This window comes from Porticoccus sp. GXU_MW_L64 (genome assembly GCF_052983295.1).
In genome coordinates this window covers 1-18,108 of record NZ_JBRKJK010000025.1, presented here as the reverse complement: position 1 = coordinate 18,108, position 18,108 = coordinate 1, and the positions used below count along the sequence as shown (strand labels likewise).

At 45.5% G+C, this 18,108-nt stretch carries 14 protein-coding genes; all 14 read right to left on the bottom strand.

Annotation, left to right across the window (positions count from 1 at the left end; translation table 11 throughout):
• Nucleotides 1-41 precede the first annotated feature (41 nt).
• Nucleotides 42-1,271 (bottom strand): ThiF family adenylyltransferase, encoded by a 1,230-nt coding sequence (locus ACVBEJ_RS14110; RefSeq protein ID WP_447130282.1) that lies wholly within the window; start codon nucleotides 1,269-1,271, stop codon nucleotides 42-44.
• Nucleotides 1,246-1,533, bottom strand: a complete 288-nt coding sequence (locus tag ACVBEJ_RS14105; RefSeq protein ID WP_447130281.1) for a multiubiquitin domain-containing protein — start codon at nucleotides 1,531-1,533, stop codon at nucleotides 1,246-1,248. The genes ACVBEJ_RS14110 and ACVBEJ_RS14105 overlap by 26 nt, the downstream gene beginning before the upstream one ends.
• 312 nt (nucleotides 1,534-1,845) lie before the next feature.
• Nucleotides 1,846-2,373 (bottom strand): hypothetical protein, encoded by a 528-nt coding sequence (locus tag ACVBEJ_RS14100; protein WP_447130280.1) that lies wholly within the window; start codon nucleotides 2,371-2,373, stop codon nucleotides 1,846-1,848.
• A 40-nt stretch (nucleotides 2,374-2,413) separates the two neighbouring features.
• A complete protein-coding gene (locus ACVBEJ_RS14095; RefSeq protein ID WP_447130279.1) occupies nucleotides 2,414-3,553 on the bottom strand; it encodes a hypothetical protein in 1,140 nt (379 codons plus the stop codon).
• A gap of 190 nt (nucleotides 3,554-3,743) precedes the next feature.
• Entirely contained in the window at nucleotides 3,744-4,055 is a 312-nt protein-coding gene (locus ACVBEJ_RS14090) for a hypothetical protein (RefSeq protein WP_447130278.1), read from the bottom strand.
• Nucleotides 4,056-4,392: 337 nt separating this feature from the next.
• Nucleotides 4,393-5,100 carry a hypothetical protein gene (locus tag ACVBEJ_RS14085; protein ID WP_447130277.1) on the bottom strand — a complete coding sequence of 236 codons (708 nt, stop codon included), beginning with the start codon at nucleotides 5,098-5,100 and terminating at the stop codon, nucleotides 4,393-4,395.
• A gap of 861 nt (nucleotides 5,101-5,961) precedes the next feature.
• Entirely contained in the window at nucleotides 5,962-7,002 is a 1,041-nt protein-coding gene (locus ACVBEJ_RS14080) for a tyrosine-type recombinase/integrase (protein WP_447130276.1), read from the bottom strand.
• Between the two features lie 1,273 nt (nucleotides 7,003-8,275).
• Nucleotides 8,276-9,556, bottom strand: coding sequence for a cytosine permease (locus ACVBEJ_RS14075; protein ID WP_447130275.1), 1,281 nt, complete (start codon nucleotides 9,554-9,556; stop codon nucleotides 8,276-8,278).
• A 62-nt stretch (nucleotides 9,557-9,618) separates the two neighbouring features.
• Complete coding sequence (locus ACVBEJ_RS14070) at nucleotides 9,619-11,817, bottom strand: TonB-dependent receptor (protein ID WP_447130274.1); 2,199 nt, start codon at nucleotides 11,815-11,817, stop codon at nucleotides 9,619-9,621.
• Between the two features lie 39 nt (nucleotides 11,818-11,856).
• The gene (locus ACVBEJ_RS14065; protein WP_447130273.1) at nucleotides 11,857-12,948 is read right to left on the bottom strand and encodes a DUF917 domain-containing protein; all 1,092 of its coding nucleotides are present in this window, start codon (nucleotides 12,946-12,948) and stop codon (nucleotides 11,857-11,859) included.
• A complete protein-coding gene (locus ACVBEJ_RS14060) occupies nucleotides 12,945-14,513 on the bottom strand; it encodes a hydantoinase/oxoprolinase N-terminal domain-containing protein (protein WP_447130272.1) in 1,569 nt (522 codons plus the stop codon). The genes ACVBEJ_RS14065 and ACVBEJ_RS14060 overlap by 4 nt, the downstream gene beginning before the upstream one ends.
• A gap of 109 nt (nucleotides 14,514-14,622) precedes the next feature.
• Complete coding sequence (locus ACVBEJ_RS14055) at nucleotides 14,623-17,310, bottom strand: LuxR C-terminal-related transcriptional regulator (protein ID WP_447130271.1); 2,688 nt, start codon at nucleotides 17,308-17,310, stop codon at nucleotides 14,623-14,625.
• An 82-nt stretch (nucleotides 17,311-17,392) separates the two neighbouring features.
• Nucleotides 17,393-17,605, bottom strand: coding sequence for a hypothetical protein (locus ACVBEJ_RS14050; RefSeq protein ID WP_447130270.1), 213 nt, complete (start codon nucleotides 17,603-17,605; stop codon nucleotides 17,393-17,395).
• 10 nt (nucleotides 17,606-17,615) lie between these two features.
• Nucleotides 17,616-18,014, bottom strand: a complete 399-nt coding sequence (locus ACVBEJ_RS14045; protein ID WP_447130269.1) for an RES domain-containing protein — start codon at nucleotides 18,012-18,014, stop codon at nucleotides 17,616-17,618.
• Nucleotides 18,015-18,108 lie beyond the last annotated feature (94 nt).

Genomic DNA, 18,108 nt, shown 5'->3' with positions numbered 1-18,108 from the left:
CATCAACGAGAGGAGAAAAAAGCTGGTAAGAGAAAAACCAACTAGGCCATAATCTGGCCTTCCAGGTGGGTCAATTTTAGATGCAAAACCTGGGTCAAATTTGGGTGCAATTTAACACCATCGAGGGTATAGGCGCAAAAATACTCCTGCTCAAGATCAGCATAGAATGTGAAATATTTCTTCCAGCGTATGACAGCCAATACAGCATTCATTGCATTCAAATCAGCCACCTGTATATTGCTGGAATACTCTTCATCTTCCGCCCTACTAACGGGGATGCGGTTTTTGTCCCAGACATGGCAGCGCTGATCAGGGGTGCTGGTTGTCAACCTTATAATACCGCGCAGCCCCTCTTCAGAGTTTTCAACCCCCATACCAGTATCGACGAACGGGATACCAAATTTCTCAAGTACGCGGAGAATGACTTCTTTCCCCGGATGTCCATCCATGCAAATGAAGATAAAATCAAAGTCTTCCAGTTCCTGGATGTTTGACTCATCAATATAGACTGGGTGAGGGATGATGCCACGATGCATGGGTGCGTAGCGACTGTGAAAGTATTCAACCTTACGCTGGCGCTGGCGCAATTCTTCAATGGTTGCCGCTCCTGGCGCACGAAAAGCGTTATGCTGTATGAACCAGTCACCATCATAAAGGTGAATTTCCCTCACCGGCGTTTTTGCGACAAAATCCAGCACATAGGAACCTGTTCCACCCAGCCCGAGAATTGCCACTTTGGAAAGCTCCAGTTTTCTGGCATGGGCAGTAATACCGACGCGGCTGGTGGCGTTATCAATATAATTAAAGGGCGAATCTTCATCGCAATTCTCAATCACAGAAAATGTACGTGCCGTTATATTTGGATCTATCTGCTGGGCATGATTGGAGAGCATCGCCGCATAAGTAGACATTTTGTGGTGATAATCCGTATAGCTACCAGAGGGCTTAGGTTTACAAGAAAAACTACGCTCGACAATAACCTCGGCAGATATCACTTTGCGATTCACAGCATGCTCAAGATGAATCAATTTTTTACCATTCTTATCGCAAGGGGGCTCACCGGCAAAAAGAGCTACATGGGTAGCGGGAGGAACGGTCTTATTACCAGACAGATCAAGCGTGGAAACGAGTTTTCCACGCTTGATCTTCCCCAGCGCATCAACATAAGGAACACTATGAATGACGAGGTGGCCGGCAATGATCTCCAGCTCATAACCGTCTTCGATCAGTTGTTTCAAGTCAGGACTATGATTTATCAGTTGCTGTGACATTAAATATCATGCCCTCCTTCGGCTTTACAGACTCTCCCTCGGGCAATGTACCTTCGGGCTTGTTTCCCTGACCTTTCCTATAAGTGATCGTAAAGCAGATCAACTCACCCTTGGGCGGGTTATCAAAGGCCAGTGCAACCAATGCATCAAATGTAAGGTCATCATTTTTAGGTATTTCTTTATTGCGCCCGTTAACGATGACAGTAATGGTCTTGTTGGCACCATCACCGTGCTTCCCTATTTTTTCCAATACTTCACTCATTTCAATCTCCTATTTCTCTTTCCTGACACCCTTAAACGGCGTCTTTGATGATGTTTTCACGTCCATGAAACGACCTGTATTCGCGTTCCGCTTCACGTAGTGCCCTGACGGGGTTTTCGTCTGGGAACGACTTCTCACTGCTCCGATTCGGTGTCCGTCTCCTTTTGGTGGGTTTGTCGCCATATCAGCCTCCTGTTTACTTCTGCTTAACTTAATGACAAATACCGGATGATTTTAAAAAATGGCCTTTCAGCCATTTCGATCATCATAACAGCTTATTTCTGGTTAAATCAACCAGAAATAAGCAGAATATTATTTGATGGCTTTATATATAAATTCCAGCCCTCCTGACTCAGCTACGGCCTTATGGCCGATGATCAATCCGGCAGCGAAGAGCTTCTTAAGCTTGGCACTGGCATTTTGGGCAGATCCACCAAACTTTTGAACAACCTTGGCAGTCGTGACCACTCCCTCCTCCATCACGAAATCAAGAAGATCTTTCGCTCCCGCCTTCGGTGCCGGTCCGATGATCTTGTAGTTGCCGTCCTGCTTCAGGATCAGAGGTTGCTCTTTAGCCATGGCTGCATAATGCCAGTTATCGAGGAGGTCTTTAGACAATTGACCTGTGAGATAGAAACCTTTGTCCCCTTTATGCATCTTGGCGAGAGAGATAACGCTTTCTCTCGGGAAGGATGCATCAGTTGCAACAATACCTTCTAATGAAATTTCATAGATATCGGCTTCATGATCGTCGATGTAATCTGACAACTTGAGCAAAGCGGCACGGCCCTGCTGGTTACCAAAGGGATGATCGTTTTCAGTGAATTCTATTAGGCGCATGAGAGGAGATTTCTGATTCATCTTATTAAATTAAGCAGAACTATAGGCCACGTGCAAGAATGAAGTCAAAGCAAATATGCGTACCAAGTAGTCTTGGAAGGTCTAGTTCGAAGGAATAATCAGAGAGCTTGCCATCCTTGAATAACAGCTTGATCTCAAAACAACGCTCTCTCACGGATATCTTTGCATTGTACTTTGAGGCGATTTCTCCGCTTCGTTTCAGCCCAAGACCACGTCCTTCATCTTTGGATCGGGAAATCTCTCCACGCTCAAAAACGATCTTCACAAGCTTAGGCCCTAATGCAGGATCATCAATATCTAATTCCTTGTATATTTCCGGGTAACGCGCCTCCAAGACGGGCATCAATGTGCCGACGATACCCTTACCACTATCAGATACGATAGTTTGTATGTGTGGTTTAACCGCGTTCCTGCCTCCGTATCCCTTATAACGCTGGAGGGCAATATACCCAGGCAAGAGCGACTCAGAATGGTCGCTTACATTTCCGAAGAGCTCTGAAAGGACAGTGAAGGCGGGAACAGAATAACTCTCCCTTACACCCTTCTGTTTTAGTGTTTCTTCCACAAGCCTGACAAAACTATCTTTAAGTCTTTGAGGTATATCCTTATCTGGGTTCGTTCTGCTAATCTCTGCGAACTCGTAGACGGCATCACTATTTCCCTGAAAAAAAGACGCCGTAGTAATCAGGGGGCGAGAGGGTTTTACAATAACGCTCCCATCAAGTTGGTCGAAAAATCCGTTCCGATCAAAATAGGATAACGTGTCTTCACATTCGTTGAAATCAATCGTGACACTTTTGCCTTGAGAAACACACTGATTCGCGAAGGCTAGCAATCTTGCTTCTGCCTCCAGTAAGATTTTGCACCCTTGCGGCACCACAAACAAAACTGAATCTACATTTGAATCCAGTGGTGAACCCGACTTGATAATAGATTGATCCAGACTGAGACCGTCAATCCATGTATTATTATCAAGATGGATACGCATCTCCGACTCTTCTTTGTTAAACCAGCGATACTTATCATCCTGGTAAAACACATCTTTGTTTTTAGAGAGATAAGAATTTACTTCCTTCTTGTCCCTATCGAGAGATTTTGCAATTTCTCTCCCCTTTAGTCCCGGAGTCTGCCCTAGTATCGATTGAATATCCTCTTTCATTTACTCTCCAAACGCAAGAAAGGAATAACCGAGAAAAGCGAAAGTCCCTTTCTTTTTTTATGGCTTTTATTGATTGTAAATACCTGTAACTATTATCGAGAATTTTAATTCAAACCCAAGCTTAGTTAATGTCCGCTTTGAGTCGAAAGCTGTCATAACGCTCTTGTTTAGAACACAGTGGAATCCAAATCTACACCATCGCACTCTTATCAGGATACAACCTGTTGTATATCTCAAACGCCTGGTTCCGAGCACTTACAGCCAGATAACCTGCAACTGCCTCCAAAATTAAAAATGCAATTCCCTGCCAACTTGTCACAACCATAGCTATGCTCACCCAATCAGTATTTGACACTTGACCTTGAGCAACATGAGAAAGAATCACTCCCATGGGGGCAATTGTTACCGTGATAATAAAAGCTAGAAATAGACTGCTACTGAATTTGAGAAGGTATGCGGCGTGCTCCTCCTGAGTTCTTCGAGACATCTCTTTAACTTTCATGTTTACTCCTTGAGAGCCTTCGTATATCCATAGAAGGCTTATTCCTAAATTATCCATTAGCGGCCGATTATATATTACGAGTGCTTTGGCCTATTGCAAACGATCCTCTATATACTATCGCCCGTCAGATAGTAGCCCTAGATTTGATAGCACAATCAAGACCAACCGATCCAAACGTACTTATATAGATTAACACCCCACCCTCGCCGGGAGCAGGGTTGCAGCACACTGCAACCCAATCAAAAGGGTAAGAAAACCACCCGGTTCAAGGACTTCTCGCCGCAAGCGGCTGTGATCCTCCATGAGCCGGGCCACACCAACATCATTCAAAGAATCATCAATGGTTGCGTTTGGCTTTGGCAATCTCTTTATCAGCTATTTGCCCAAGCTGACTGCGCCGTAGGCGCATCCAGTCTTTCCATTGAATCAGACCGCACTTGGCCAGTTCCCAGTCCATGGATTCACGCACTTCATCCGCTTCAAACAATGCTTCAAGTAGCTTATGGAAGAAGTAATCAATTTCTTCCAGGTAGTTAACAGCATCCCCCAGCCTGGTATCCGTGTTACCCCACCAGAGTTGACGATCTGATTCCCTGGGTAATTGGACTGAGGGGTGCAGCTTGTCGTTTTCGAACACGGTGAGATCAATATCTTCGGAGGGTGTATCTTTCTGAGTCGGGGATTCCTGACCCTCAACCTCGGCAGAATCAGACCCCACATCTAATTCCGGCTCAGTCTCTATCTCAGATTGAACACGGCGATTGCGGACAGAATCGGCTATTTGAGTCTGCACCCCTCGCAACAAGCCTTCTGACCGTTTTTTCATATCCCCAAGAACCAAGCAAATTCCCTCCTTAACCCTTACATCCGTACTTGCGCGAAACTCGCCAAGACTGGTTATCGAATCTTCTAAATAAGAGACAAGAGAAACCAGCTCGGATAACTCGTCGGTAATATAAAAGGGGCCACCAGATGCACTGGTTGAATTGTGCCCATCAACGGGCAGTGTCTTACCCACGGATGGGGTAGAATCGTTCTCGATCATAACGGACTCCTCATAGTCTGTTGTGGTAAGTCGTCCATCCAGTGAGTTGCTGCTCCTGGGTGGGCGCGTTGCTAGATTACGGTTGAATGAATATGCGCCTCCTCAAATAGAATACGAAAAGAACCAAAATAGCTCACATATGTCCATTTTGGCTCTATCCAGCTAAGTCGTCAATACTTTTAGTTCTTTAAAGAACCAAAATAGCGCTAGAATATTCACCAACAACAATAGAATATTCTTTATGACTCAATATATTAGTGGTGCACAGGTTCGGGCAGCGCGTGGAATACTTAAGTTGTCAGTTGCAGATTTAGCGTCCATGTCAGGTGTGAGTATCTCAACAATTAAGCGCCTTGAATCAGTCGACGGTATACCAAATATCCAAACATCAAAGCTGCAACTCATACATGAAGCGCTCGTCAATTCCGGTCGAATTAAGTTTGAGGGGGATAGCTGTATCTGCCTTATCAAGACAGATTCTTGAGATGAAACCTACTGGGCTAGAGTTTGATCTAGAGCATATCGGGTTAAGGCATTCATACCGTAGCGTGGACGTATGTGCCTAATTTGTACAGTCTTCAATAACAATTCAACCGTAATCAACTGTTATTGAACTGCGGTTTAACTATAGCAAGCGCCGCAAGTGATTGATTTTATTAACAGTTAGTAACTTTCCGTTTGATTCATAATGCTGGGGTCACTGGTTCAAGTCCAGTCATAGCTACCATATCTTTCAAAGGGTTACGTACGCGTAGCCCTTTTTGTTTCTCCCGAATGCGTGATTTTTGCGTGACCCTTTACGGGGCTTAGTCATCGGGCTTTTCAGTAGCGTTAGTGTCGGCGTCGATCCGCGCTCAAAACTCATCCTTTCCACAGCTCAATCAACTCCTCGATTTCAACCGCTGAATAGTGCGTAGTGATCTGGTTGTTCTTGTGCCCCAGAAGCACCATTCGCGTCTCTACACCCACTCCGGCAGCTCGCAATCTTCGGCCAAATGTATGCTTCAGATCGTGAATTCTCACGTGCGGCAGCTCTGCACTCTTACGCGCAGTGCGCCAGCCATGATTATTTATCCGTTCTACCGGCCTAGCACCGTTTTTATCTGTGTAGACAAAGACATACTCAGGGTGTTTACCTCGTTGGCGATTAACAACCGCTCTCGCCACCGTGTTGAGCACTACTAATCGATCCTCGCCATTTTTTACAAGTTCACCCGGAATCAAAAAAACACTAGTTTGCAGCTCTGGAATGGAAATTTCCCAATCCCAACGCAGGCCACACACTTCGGCCTCTCTCGTTCCGGTATTTACTTTAAAAAGGGCCATTTCCTGCAAATGGTCTGGCAAGTGAGAAAACAACAACTCTTGTTCAGCCCAAGATAAGGGATACGGCTTTCGTGCATCTTTCCAATCGAGCAAGCGGATCAGCGGGGCCGTTTCCAGCCAGGGCATACCGCTACTATCCCGCCACAGTCTGGCGGCCAAGTTGAGTATCCGCCGAACAACCGCAAGATCACGATTAATCGTATTGGACTTTAGACCCTGCTTCTTACGGGAAGCAATAAATGGCCCCAAGCTATCCTGGTGCACTTGCCTGAGAGTTAAACTCCCAATGAAGGGGTCAAGAATCCGCAACGATTGAGCGTCACGATCGATACTGCGTTTGTGTTCGTTTTCGAGGAGGTACTTAGTCGCCGCCTGGCGGAAGCTGTAGTCAGGTCTTATCCCGAAAACGACCTCCATGCGAATTTCTTCCAATCGGAAACTTAGGTACTGCTCCGCGTCCTTGAGGTCACTTGTGCCAGTGCTTTCGCAAAGGCGTCCATATCCTCGGACTCGCTTGTCGATTGTCCAGATGCCGTTTTTGTCTCGCTTGACGAGGCCAGGTGTTCTCTTCGACATAGATAGTTACTCCTATGGTTCGTCGAACACCCACAGCGGGATTTATATTGCTCCACCCACGCATCCATTTCAAGCCGGTCAAAGGCGATGCCCTGTCTGCCGATAGGAATTTCCTGAAGAGTTGGCCTCACTTCGCGGTTAAAACGATCTTTGTCCATACCCAGATAGGCAGGAGCGTATTTCAGGCGGATGAGTCGTGGATTCAGATGGTTTGTTTCAAACATATCCAAGGTTAGGTGCTCTACGAGACTTCCATAATCAACCGATCTATTTATTAGGACGGTCAAAAACCATGCGAACCAAGAGATAACTTGCTGCATAAAACACTTACTACCTTAATTCCGGCTCAATGAGGATCGCAGGCGCTTGCGCCGAGAAGTCATTGAACCGGGCGGTTTTGACACCCTTGTGTATGGGTTGCAGCGCGCTGCAACCCTGCTCCCGGCGAGGGTTTCTTTACAGCACTACTATATTATTTGCTTTCTTGCACCGAATCCGACCGTTACTAACGGTCGTGAAATGCCGTAAAACAATGATTTATAAATATTTTCGTCTAATCGATCCGGTCAGATTTGTTTGACCGTTACTGAGGGTTTTTCTCCGTTACTAACGGTCATAATTTCTCAGTAACGGTGGGCCGTCCGTTAGTAACGGTCAAATTTTCAGCAGTAACGGTGAGGTGTTAAGAATTTTGGTAAGTGTTTCTGGCTGTCCAATAACCGCAGTTATTGAAGAGCAATCGATGTTGCTGATTGCGAACGCCTCGGGACACCACTCCCGGCAAACCTGAAATAGGTTCTTACCCACAGAACTAACTACCCGAAAGGCTACAGTTCTGATTGGTTTTCACGTTTTAGACAGTTTTTTCCTATATAGACCTCCTTATTTACTGAAATGGGTGCTTTCTCATTGCTGTTACAAGAGTCTGCATGAGGCTCTTTCGAGCCGATTTGCTACTGATAAGTGCGTAGCCCACTTTGTAGACTTCATTATGCAAATTATTGATATAGATACCCCCATAATTCTTCCGTCACTCCAAAAAAATTGCTGAGAGCTAGATGCTGCAACGAGTTGCGCCCCTCGTCACTCCATTTTTGGAGTGACGAGGGTGCTGAGTTACAACATTATTGGATCGCTCAACAGGGGCTTTGCCCCTAGCCGGATGGCTTACCCTAACCTCGCCGGTAGCAGGGTACCTGCTGGCAGGCACCCTATGTGAGGTTATTCAAGGACTTGCCAGTCAAGGAGTTCTCGCCGCAAACGGCTGCGCTCCTCATTGACAGGCCATAAAATGCCTAACCAGCAGGGTCGAGCCATATAGACAGCACCCCAGGAGAAATGAGTCCAATGAAGGTATTGTCGTTACAGAAACATTCAATGACTGAAAAACAAATGAAACCAAAATAGCTCCTATCCAACAGAGCATCGCAGAAGCATTCACGTTCTGTAAATCATACTTGTTTTTGGTTAAACGCAGAGGGGTAAATAGATAATGCGCAATGTAGATTCCACAGACCGGTGGGAAAACTGCACCTAGAACAATCAGAAAATCAATAAAATTATCCAATATCCCAATTGACGCTAATATTGCCCCTAGAACACCCAAGGATAATGTCATTTGCCAATCTTTAACCTCAGCAACTAGTTGTTTGCTACTAAGGGAAGAAGAATACAAGTTGCTCACATTTGTCGTCCAGGTAGCGAAAACCATCATCAATAAGCCGAGCAACCCTAGCCCAATAGATTGAATATTTTTAATAATATCTAACTCTCCGGTTACCAACGCAGGCAACCCAGCCATTAATAACACTAACAGCGAAAAGCTTCCGTAACTTAAAAAAGATGCCTTGACCCCCTCCCTCGGATTTTTGGCAAATCTACTCAAATCAGGAGATATCGTTACGCCAACGATAAATGCACTAACAACCGATGTGACTGCGGTTTGAAAAGTAAATACATCTAATTCGGAGCTTCTGACTTTTGATAAAGCCACGAAATCATACTTGCCGATAATGATAAAAACGCTGCTAAGTAATACAAAGAGCATAATCGGAACAGCCGCACGACTGAGAAGCTCTATTGCTCTAAACCCATAAATAGTCGTCCCTATCATTACTGACGACCCAAGCACCATGAGTGTCATTTTGCCTGGTGAAAACCCCCAGAGAGAATCAAATGCGCTTCCCAATGAATCCACAAAAATAGATAGGGTAACCCCATACCAACCCAACAAGCTGATCGTTATTGCCAGATTAACCAGCCGAGCACCCGACGATCCAAAAACTTCCGTAATGATCGCCGCAGTAGAAAGGCGAGTCTTCGCACCAACATACATAGCCAGTATGGCAATACCTGTGAGTATTGCGCCAGCCAGTAATATCGCAAGTACACCATCTATAAGCCCTAGCGCACCAATAACTTGGGAACCGACTAGGAAGGCTGGCAGGGTAATCGCTACACCAACAAGCACAGCCGCTATTTTGACACCACCGACAAGACTGTCTTTTGGCACCGGCGAGTCAGTATGATTATCGGTAAAATTTTCAATCTTCATAATTTAGGCAAAAAAAAGCCACCTCAAAACAAGAGATGGCTATCATCAAGGGTATCGATTTTTTAAAAAGTGAAGTTTAAGTCAACGCCGTAGGTGCGTGGCTGCGCCGGGAAACCGATATCTGTCAATGACCCTGAAAATTCCGCTGGGTTATAGTCGGTGTAATACTCCTCATCTGAAAGGTTTTCACCCCAAAGAGTTGCCGACCACGACTCACCTTGCACAGTAAACCTCAAACCTATCAGGTCAATCGCGTTCTGAACGTCCAGATTATCGATCTGCCAGTATTTTTTCCCTCTATGCTCGAAGTCTAGGCGGGCAACAAAGTTAAGTTCATCGTTGATTGCGGTCGTGTACTCACCACCAAAGTTATAGGTCACCGGTGTGTTCTTCGGTACTCGGCTACCTGCGACGAGACTAATATCAACTCCTGATGCAGTTAAGGCCGCAGCTGTCGCGCCTCCAATGGAGTCGATATCTGTTTCAGTGATGCCGATACCGCCAAACAGCTGCAAAGAGTCTGAGGCGTTATAGCGAATATCCGCGTCGAAACCAATAATGCTTACCTCGTCCAAGTTTCCAATGAACTGAGCAGCGGTTGACGCATCAACAAAGAAGAATTGGTAATCGTCACTTTCTGATGCAAACAACGCAGCATTAACGATCAAGTCGCCATCCAGCAAAGTGGATTTCAGGCCAAATTCCAAATTCTGAAGATACTCGTCTTCAAACTGCGCAAGACCTAAACCTGGCGCATTAAAGCCACCTGAGCGGAAACCGGTGCTGTAAGTGGCGTAGCCAAGTACATCTTCACTGAATCGATAATTGTAGGTTACCTTCGGCTGCCACGCGTCGAAGTCATCCGAACTGACACCGCCTCCATTGACGTCTAACTGCTCTCTTTCATCTTTGTCGTAGCGCAAGCCAAATTGGATAGTCGAAACATCTGACAAGTCATACTCAATCTGGCCAAAGACAGACCATGCTTTGTTGTCATTGTCTTCGTTGCGATTGATAAAGGTGAAATCGTTTGGTGGAGTGAACGGCAAACCAAAGGCTGCTTGAAGAAAGGCGGCGCAGTTCGGATCGTTGTCACACCCTGCTAATGTTTCTAGTTGACGATCAGTTTCGATATAAAACACGCCTCCGATCCAACGAAATGCTTGGTCGCCCGCAGAAACAAAGCGTAGCTCTTGACTTAAGAGTTGCACATCAAGGTTCTGTGCTTGGGCCAACTCTCCAAAGACCCCCTGGAAACCGCCTAAGCCGGTCGGATTGGAGAAATCCAGGTCGGCCGTATAGCCTTCAAAAAGATCCGTATAGTTGGTTATTGATGTGAACGTGACTCCACCTAGGTCGGTATCAATTTTGATGGTCACTTCATCCGTGTCACCATTAGTAATACCAAGGTTATTTTCATCAGGTGCAAAGAAAGTATTTGCTCCACCACTTCTGAATCCTGGGTTTACAACGGAGTTAGTTACTACATCGTAGCTGGAACCTGCCTCAAAGCTCGCAGTTGCCAACCTTAGATCAATACTTGTGGAGTCGCTTGGATTAAATAGTAGATTCCCTCTAAGCGCATAGTCTTCATTCACAAAGTCTGCTTCAGTATTGAGGAAAGTGTTATTGATAAGGCCATCACGCTCCAAATAAGAACCTGCCAATCGAAACTTCACCAAATCTTCAACTAAGCCACCGCTGACTCCAGCCGTCAGCTTCATGTGACCGCCGTTGCCGTATGAGATGTTCGTGAAGCCTTCAATTTCATCACTTGGCTTTTTGCTGATAATACTAATAGCACCGCCAATGGCGTTACGTCCGTACAGCGAGCCCTGTGGCCCCTTGAGCACCTCAATGCGCTCAATATCGAACAAGTTCATTTTGAACTGCTTTTGGTTATTCTGAGGGACACCATCAACGACAATAGCGACTGGTGAATCCGCGTTATTGATTTGTGATACGCCGCGAATAGAGACAAATGTATTCCCGTAGGTAAAAGAATCATCCAGAGATACATTGGGAGTCAGATCAATAAAATCTTGCGTATTTCCAATACCAGCTTTCTGAATATCATTAGCGCTAAAAGCGGTCACTGCAACTGGCACATCTTGAAGCTTCTGTTCACGAAGCTGTGCGGTGATGACGATTTCTTCTTCAGCTTCTTTAGCCTCCTCTGCCACAGCTGCGTGGCCCACATAAGCGCTTAAGCCTGCTGTCAGAATTAAAGATACCGTTCTTGTAAGGTTTAAAGGTTTCATAACTACCATCTCCGCTCTGATTTTATTAAGTACTAATTGTTAAAGTTGTTCAATTGGTGTGAACTCGTGGGGTAGTCCAAATGCATGTGGGCCAAATACGGCAAGACTCTCTGGGGTCCGCATGATTGGAGCTGCACTAACACCAAGAACCTTCACGCGTTGTCCATATTTCATGGCCTCAACAGGTATAGGTTCACAGGTTTCACGATCAACCAGGCAAATAAGGTCAGGCACAATGGCGAGAACCTGTTCACCGCGCTCAACGACTAGATGCTCATTTTGGAAAGTGATCTGAACTTCGTCTTCATCACCTGAAAGAGACTGCAATTTACATACGCCCACAGTGAAACCACTTTTAATCTCTCTTTTCAGATCGACGATCTTCCCATCGAAGATAACTTTGCATTGGTTGTAATATGGGGTTGTCCGTAAGTAAGAGAGCAATACGTCAACAGGATTACCTTGTTCGCGACCAATGCGAATTGCACGGCCAATTTCCAGTGCCAAATTCATGGTTCCATGCACAGCGTATTTTTTCGCCTGAAGGCCGGTCATTGGATAACTGGACAGAATGACGCTACAGCCCATTTCAATAGAGCTAACTCTGACTAAGTCCTCGGCCCTTTTTGCCGTAGATGTCTCGACGACCAAAGAATTGAGGTGATCATCGGTCACGGTTAACGGCGTACAAGAAATACCGTAAACGCCGAACGTCACCATCTGAATTTCAGGAAATGCTCTTCCCATACCGTCAGCGTCGATTAAAGGAAGATTCAGGCGAGCTGCGGCCATAATTGGCAGCATAGAATTAACGCCGCCTATTTCGATGGGCATTAATGCATCGGCTTTTTTACCCAATCTCTCTTCGAGCTTTCGAATTGCAAGGTCAACATCATCGCCACACGCTGCCTTTTCAACCAACACCGTGGGCGCACCGAGCATCGCAATGGTCAAAACCGTGGCGTCGTCCGCAAGATCATCGCAAGAAATGACTTCCGGCATGCCATACTCCTGGATTGCAGTGGTCGCCAGCATCCGCCCTATGTAGGGGTCGCCACCACCTCCTGTCCCCAGAAAGGCAGCACCACGACCTATATCCTCAAGGTCATCAATCGTTAGGTTCATGGTCATACTTTCTCACCTCTTCCGGGTAATTTAAGATCACCAGCCACTCTGATTCGTAAACGAGTAGAACCGTTGGGAGCGTAAGCAAGGGGCGTTTCCTCGATATCAAGCACCTCAATGGATTCCTCGTGCGCACCGTTTTGTATCGCACTTTGGATTGCCTCTTTCTGGGCCATTGCTATCGCTTCATCGCGCCCAACTTGCTCGTAGGCATAAACCTTGTCGACTTCACCAGCCACCTGGGCAATAGATGCGCCTATGGCATTCGCCACGCCAGCGTGAGGGGGGATAATGACTTCAGAAGTACCGGTGATATGTTGATCAACAAGTATTGAGCCCCCGCCAACTAGTATCAGCGGGATGGAATCTGAGCTGGTTTTCATGCGATCCACACCATCAGCAATCATTTGATGTATGCGATCAACAGCGCTACTAACTAACAATTCTGGCAGATTGGATACCAGCTCTTTATCACCAACATTTGCATAGCCTGCTGAAACGGCAATATCTGTAGCGGTTAACGTATCACCGCCAAAAACCTGGCTTTTACTCGTTAGTTGGTAGCCCACTGACTCAGGCCCGATCTTTAGAGAATCTTCGCTCTGCACAACCTTGGAACCACCACCGAGGCCAAGCGCCAACACGTCTGGCATACGGAAGTTCGTTCTTACACCACCGATATCTACTGTTACAGAAGATTCTCGGGGGAAGCCGTTGGAGAGCATGCCAATATCCGTTGTGGTGCCACCAATGTCTGCAACCAATGCATCCTTTTTGCCCGACAAATAGGCTGCACCGCGCATACTATTAGTTGGCCCCGATGCAAAAGTCATCACAGGATACTTTTCAACCTGAGATGCACTCATCAAAGTTCCGTCATTCTGGCTTATGTAGAACGGAGCACGTATGTCCAGGCGGGCCAAGGCCTCCCGGAAAGAATCGACTACCTTTACAGATATTTCAGATAATGCAGCATTCATAACAGCTGCGTTCTCGCGCTCAAGCAGGCCAACTCTACCAATCTTGTGGGAGAGTGTGATGGCAACATCTTCACCCAAAATGTTTTTTACAAGCTCTGAACACTGCTCTTCTAGATCAGATTTTATGGATGAGAAAACCGCAGAAATCGCGACAGCCTTAATATCTTTCTGTTTTAAATCCTCAGCAGCTGAGATAACAGCCTGCTCATCCAACGGTGCATATTGCCTACCGTCGAACTGATAGCCACCACCAACCATATAGGTATGCTGCCCAATCGCGCTCACCATCTCTTCAGGCCAGTCAACGAGTGGATGAACCCCTCTTGCCGCGGGTAGGCATACGCGAATAAGACCAACTTCGAGAAGCTGTTTACGTTCAACAAAAGCATTTGTGAAGTGTGTTGTACCGATCATCACACATTGAATTTGTGATGGTAGAATCTGAGAATCGTCTAAGACCTTTTGAATGGCTGCAACAATGCCGTCACTCACATTATCTGTTGTTGGTTGCTTACAGGAAGCCAGAACACGATCTCCGTCCATTAGGACGGCATCAGTATTCGTTCCCCCAACATCTACACCTACCCGCACTGCATGCACCTAGTTATCTATATTGTTGAGTACAGACTATGGGAGCTGTGCAAATAGCAACACACCTGCTACGGGTAGGGTAGTCAGAGAAAAAGGGTAGCTTTAGTGTTTAAAATTGCGAAATACCCTGCCGAATACTGGCAGACACTGCATCCTTACGATTGGACACACCTAGTTTTTCATAGATGTTTTTGACATGAAATTTTACGGTATTAATGGATACATCCATCTCTAAAGAGATTTCTTTGTTTGAAAAGCCCTGCGATAGATAACGCATCACTTCATACTCTCTGCGACTCAGTCCATCCTTGCATTTACTCTCGATCTCACCAGAGGCATTGAGCTCAACCATCAGCTCGGACAAGAACCGATCCCTAAGTCGCCCACCACGTTGTTGGGTCTCTATATCGAGCAAGCCTGTAAGTAGAGACTGAAATGCCTCCCCTTCGTCGATATACACCCGCTTCGCTTCTTCAAATATTGAAGGTATCAATGCCTCCTCAAGAACTTTTAAAGATTCATCTTTTTCGTTCATATTCCAATAAGCTATCGCCAACACTATCGAGTAGTGTATGTAAGGCCTTATTCTTCCTTGTTCGTGTGCTAACTGACGTATTTTCTCAAACGCTTCCGTCGCTCCACTTTCAGCATGCATTAATCTGTAGCGCCATTGAATTGAATTCTTCAGATGCTCAATAAGTGGGTGTTCCGCGGCGCCATCTAGGAACATTTCCATTTTTGAGTAAATGTCATTCGCCTGCGCCAAATCGCAGTTGCGCAATTGAAGGTCTATAGCCTGCATATTGACGATAATCCTAAGCCGAGGAAGCCCTCGATTAGCTGCCGTTGAGTGCGCCCGAAATAGAACTTCATTTAACGCATCTATTCCTCCAGAGAAATAGGCAACTTTCATTGCTGTCAGATAAGCCGAAACATAAACCTCCAGCCATGAGTTAAATTGTTCGATGTGTGGCAATGCAAATTCTAAAAGTCGTTTTGCCTCTGTGATTTTATTCTGTTCATAGGCAACTTCAGCCATAAATGCACTGGCTATGGCCGTTAAATCGTTTTCGGGGCCAAAGTGTTCAACAGCTAACTCGTAACCGTTTTTATAGAGCGTTTCTGCATCACGATATCTCCCTTGTGCCAAACAAGCGCACCCTTCGTGAAAATAAATAAAGACTTCACCAAAGACAGATCCAATTTCTCTGAAGTGGCGAATTGCCTGGTCACCAACCGACAGGGCCTTATCAAATTGCCCCAGATTTCCATAAACAGCACATAACAAATTACACCGAACCGCGTGCATAGCATGGCTAGTTGGCAGAAGCTTTTCCGCTACATCTTCAAGCTCTTTAAGCTGAGCATGAGGTATCGCTTTATCTTCGTATACATTCAGCAAACACCGCAGAATCTTCAACTCACAATCCAACTGAGAATCACTAGCCAACTGCTCTGCCATCAACTCCACGAGTTTTGAAAACTCACGCTCAGCAGTTTCTACCTCACCTTTTGCAATAGCTAGGTAGATAAACCCAAACCACACTCTTGGATACTTATTTAGTGTCTGTGGGTCGATAAATTTCAGCGCTCGTTCCAATGCGTATATGTGGCCATGCAGGCCGTAATTCCAACCACCCAGTTTTTCAAATAGCTCTGCAACAAATTCTCCATCACCACACAGATAAGCATGTCGAATTGCCTCCAGGGAGTAATCATTCTCAAAAAACCATAGCGAAGCTCTTTTGTGAAGATCCCCAATTGCTTTACCCGTGCTGCGCTTTAATCTTTCTTGAAGGAATTCAGAAAACAGCCCGTGATACTTGTACCACTGGCGCTCTCTATCGATGGGTTGTACGAATAAATCTTTTCTATCTAGCTGCTCTAGTAGCTGCCATGAGTTATCGTGCTCGCAGAGATAGTCGGCCAAATCACCGTTAACCCTCTCCAGAATTGATGTTTTGAATAGAAAAACTCTCTCAGTCTCACTCAAATTTTGAAACACTTGCTCCATGAAATAATCGGATAAGTCTGAGCTTCGGCCTGAGAGTTGCTGCAATGCTTCGGATATATCTATTCCTTCTGCCAGCCACCTGCGAATTGCATTCAGAGCAATTGGCCAGCCCCCTGTCCTATCATATATTTGCTCTGGCCAATCATCCAGCTGCTCTCCTTTAACCAACATGGTTAGATAGGTTCTGATTTCATCGGTTGTAAAATGAAGTTGGGCCTGGCTTATGTCCAGGATTTCATCTCGCGCCCGATAGTCAGCCAAACGGATATCTGGTGAAATTTCACGGGTACATAGCACCAAATGAAGGTTGTCGGGCAAGTTTGCCAGCAGGCGATTTAGCACCTGATGAACCACGTCATTATCTGCCCGGTGAAGGTCATCTAATATGATTACGGCTTGATCACGGCTCCCACCAAGCTCCATCAGAATATTGGAAACAACCGAATCTGCAACATTGAGTACCTTGCTGTTGGCAGGGAAAGACATGTCTTTATTGGCAATCAAGCCATCTAGCTTACAGGCTTCAATGAAATACGACAGAAACTGGATGGAATCCGCATCTCCGTCATCCAGTGAAAGCCAAGCCACTTTAATCTTGCGAAGAGATAAATTGTTGTACCAATAAGCTAATAGAGAGGTTTTGCCAAACCCTGCTGGAGCATGGAGGATAGTTGCTCGTCGACTTAACGCGCCGTCAAGTTGCATTAAAAGGCGTTCTCTTGGCAGAAGAGTCTGGAGGCGGGCAGAAGGCTCAAGTTTTGAGCGAATAATCCAATTAGTCATAGTATTCTCACAAAATCCATGCAAAATACTACCCGGGTAGGCACACCTTTGGCTAGGGTCAGTTCCAGTAAATTAGACTGAACTACTGGACATTTCCCACATACGTTTTATTGCCATTCAATTGGTTCTCGATATAACATAATTCTTTAATCGGTTGGCCACATGGGCAACTATCAAATTCTTCGTGAATCTCTATACCTACTAACTTCCACTCATTTTTGGCTGCATAAAATGCATCAGCATCAGATAGTGGAAGAATATGAGATTTAAGCCTTTCAAAATTATGCTCCGTCATCAAAAACCTCTTAGTTATTTATTTGCACAGACACTCTAGTGACTTCATAACGTTCAACTACACCAATAACGGCATGCTCTGGGTTAAAAAGAGCCAAATTGACACCATCCCCTACAGAACTCTTATATAAAACCCCGTGCAAGCCACACTTCTTAATAAATTCACAAAGATATTGGCTAGGTATGTAATCAATATTGACAGCATGAGGAAGTACAGGACGCGTAAGCTCATGGCCCAATCTCACAAGAAAATCCAAATCACCTCTTAGCAAAGCTATTGCACTTTCATCGCCTAACATCAAAGGAGATACTGATACACGCGGGTTACGCAAATCAATGAAGGTTAAATCTTTTGGAAGAGAAAAAAATGCTACGCTAGCAAATTGGTAGTGTTCATAAATCTGTGTCATTTCCTTACACTGAAAAATCAGGAGATGACTTATGTCCAAAGAAATCAACTTCGACGTCAATGAAGCCCTTGCTGCCCTGCGCGCAGGCAAGGAT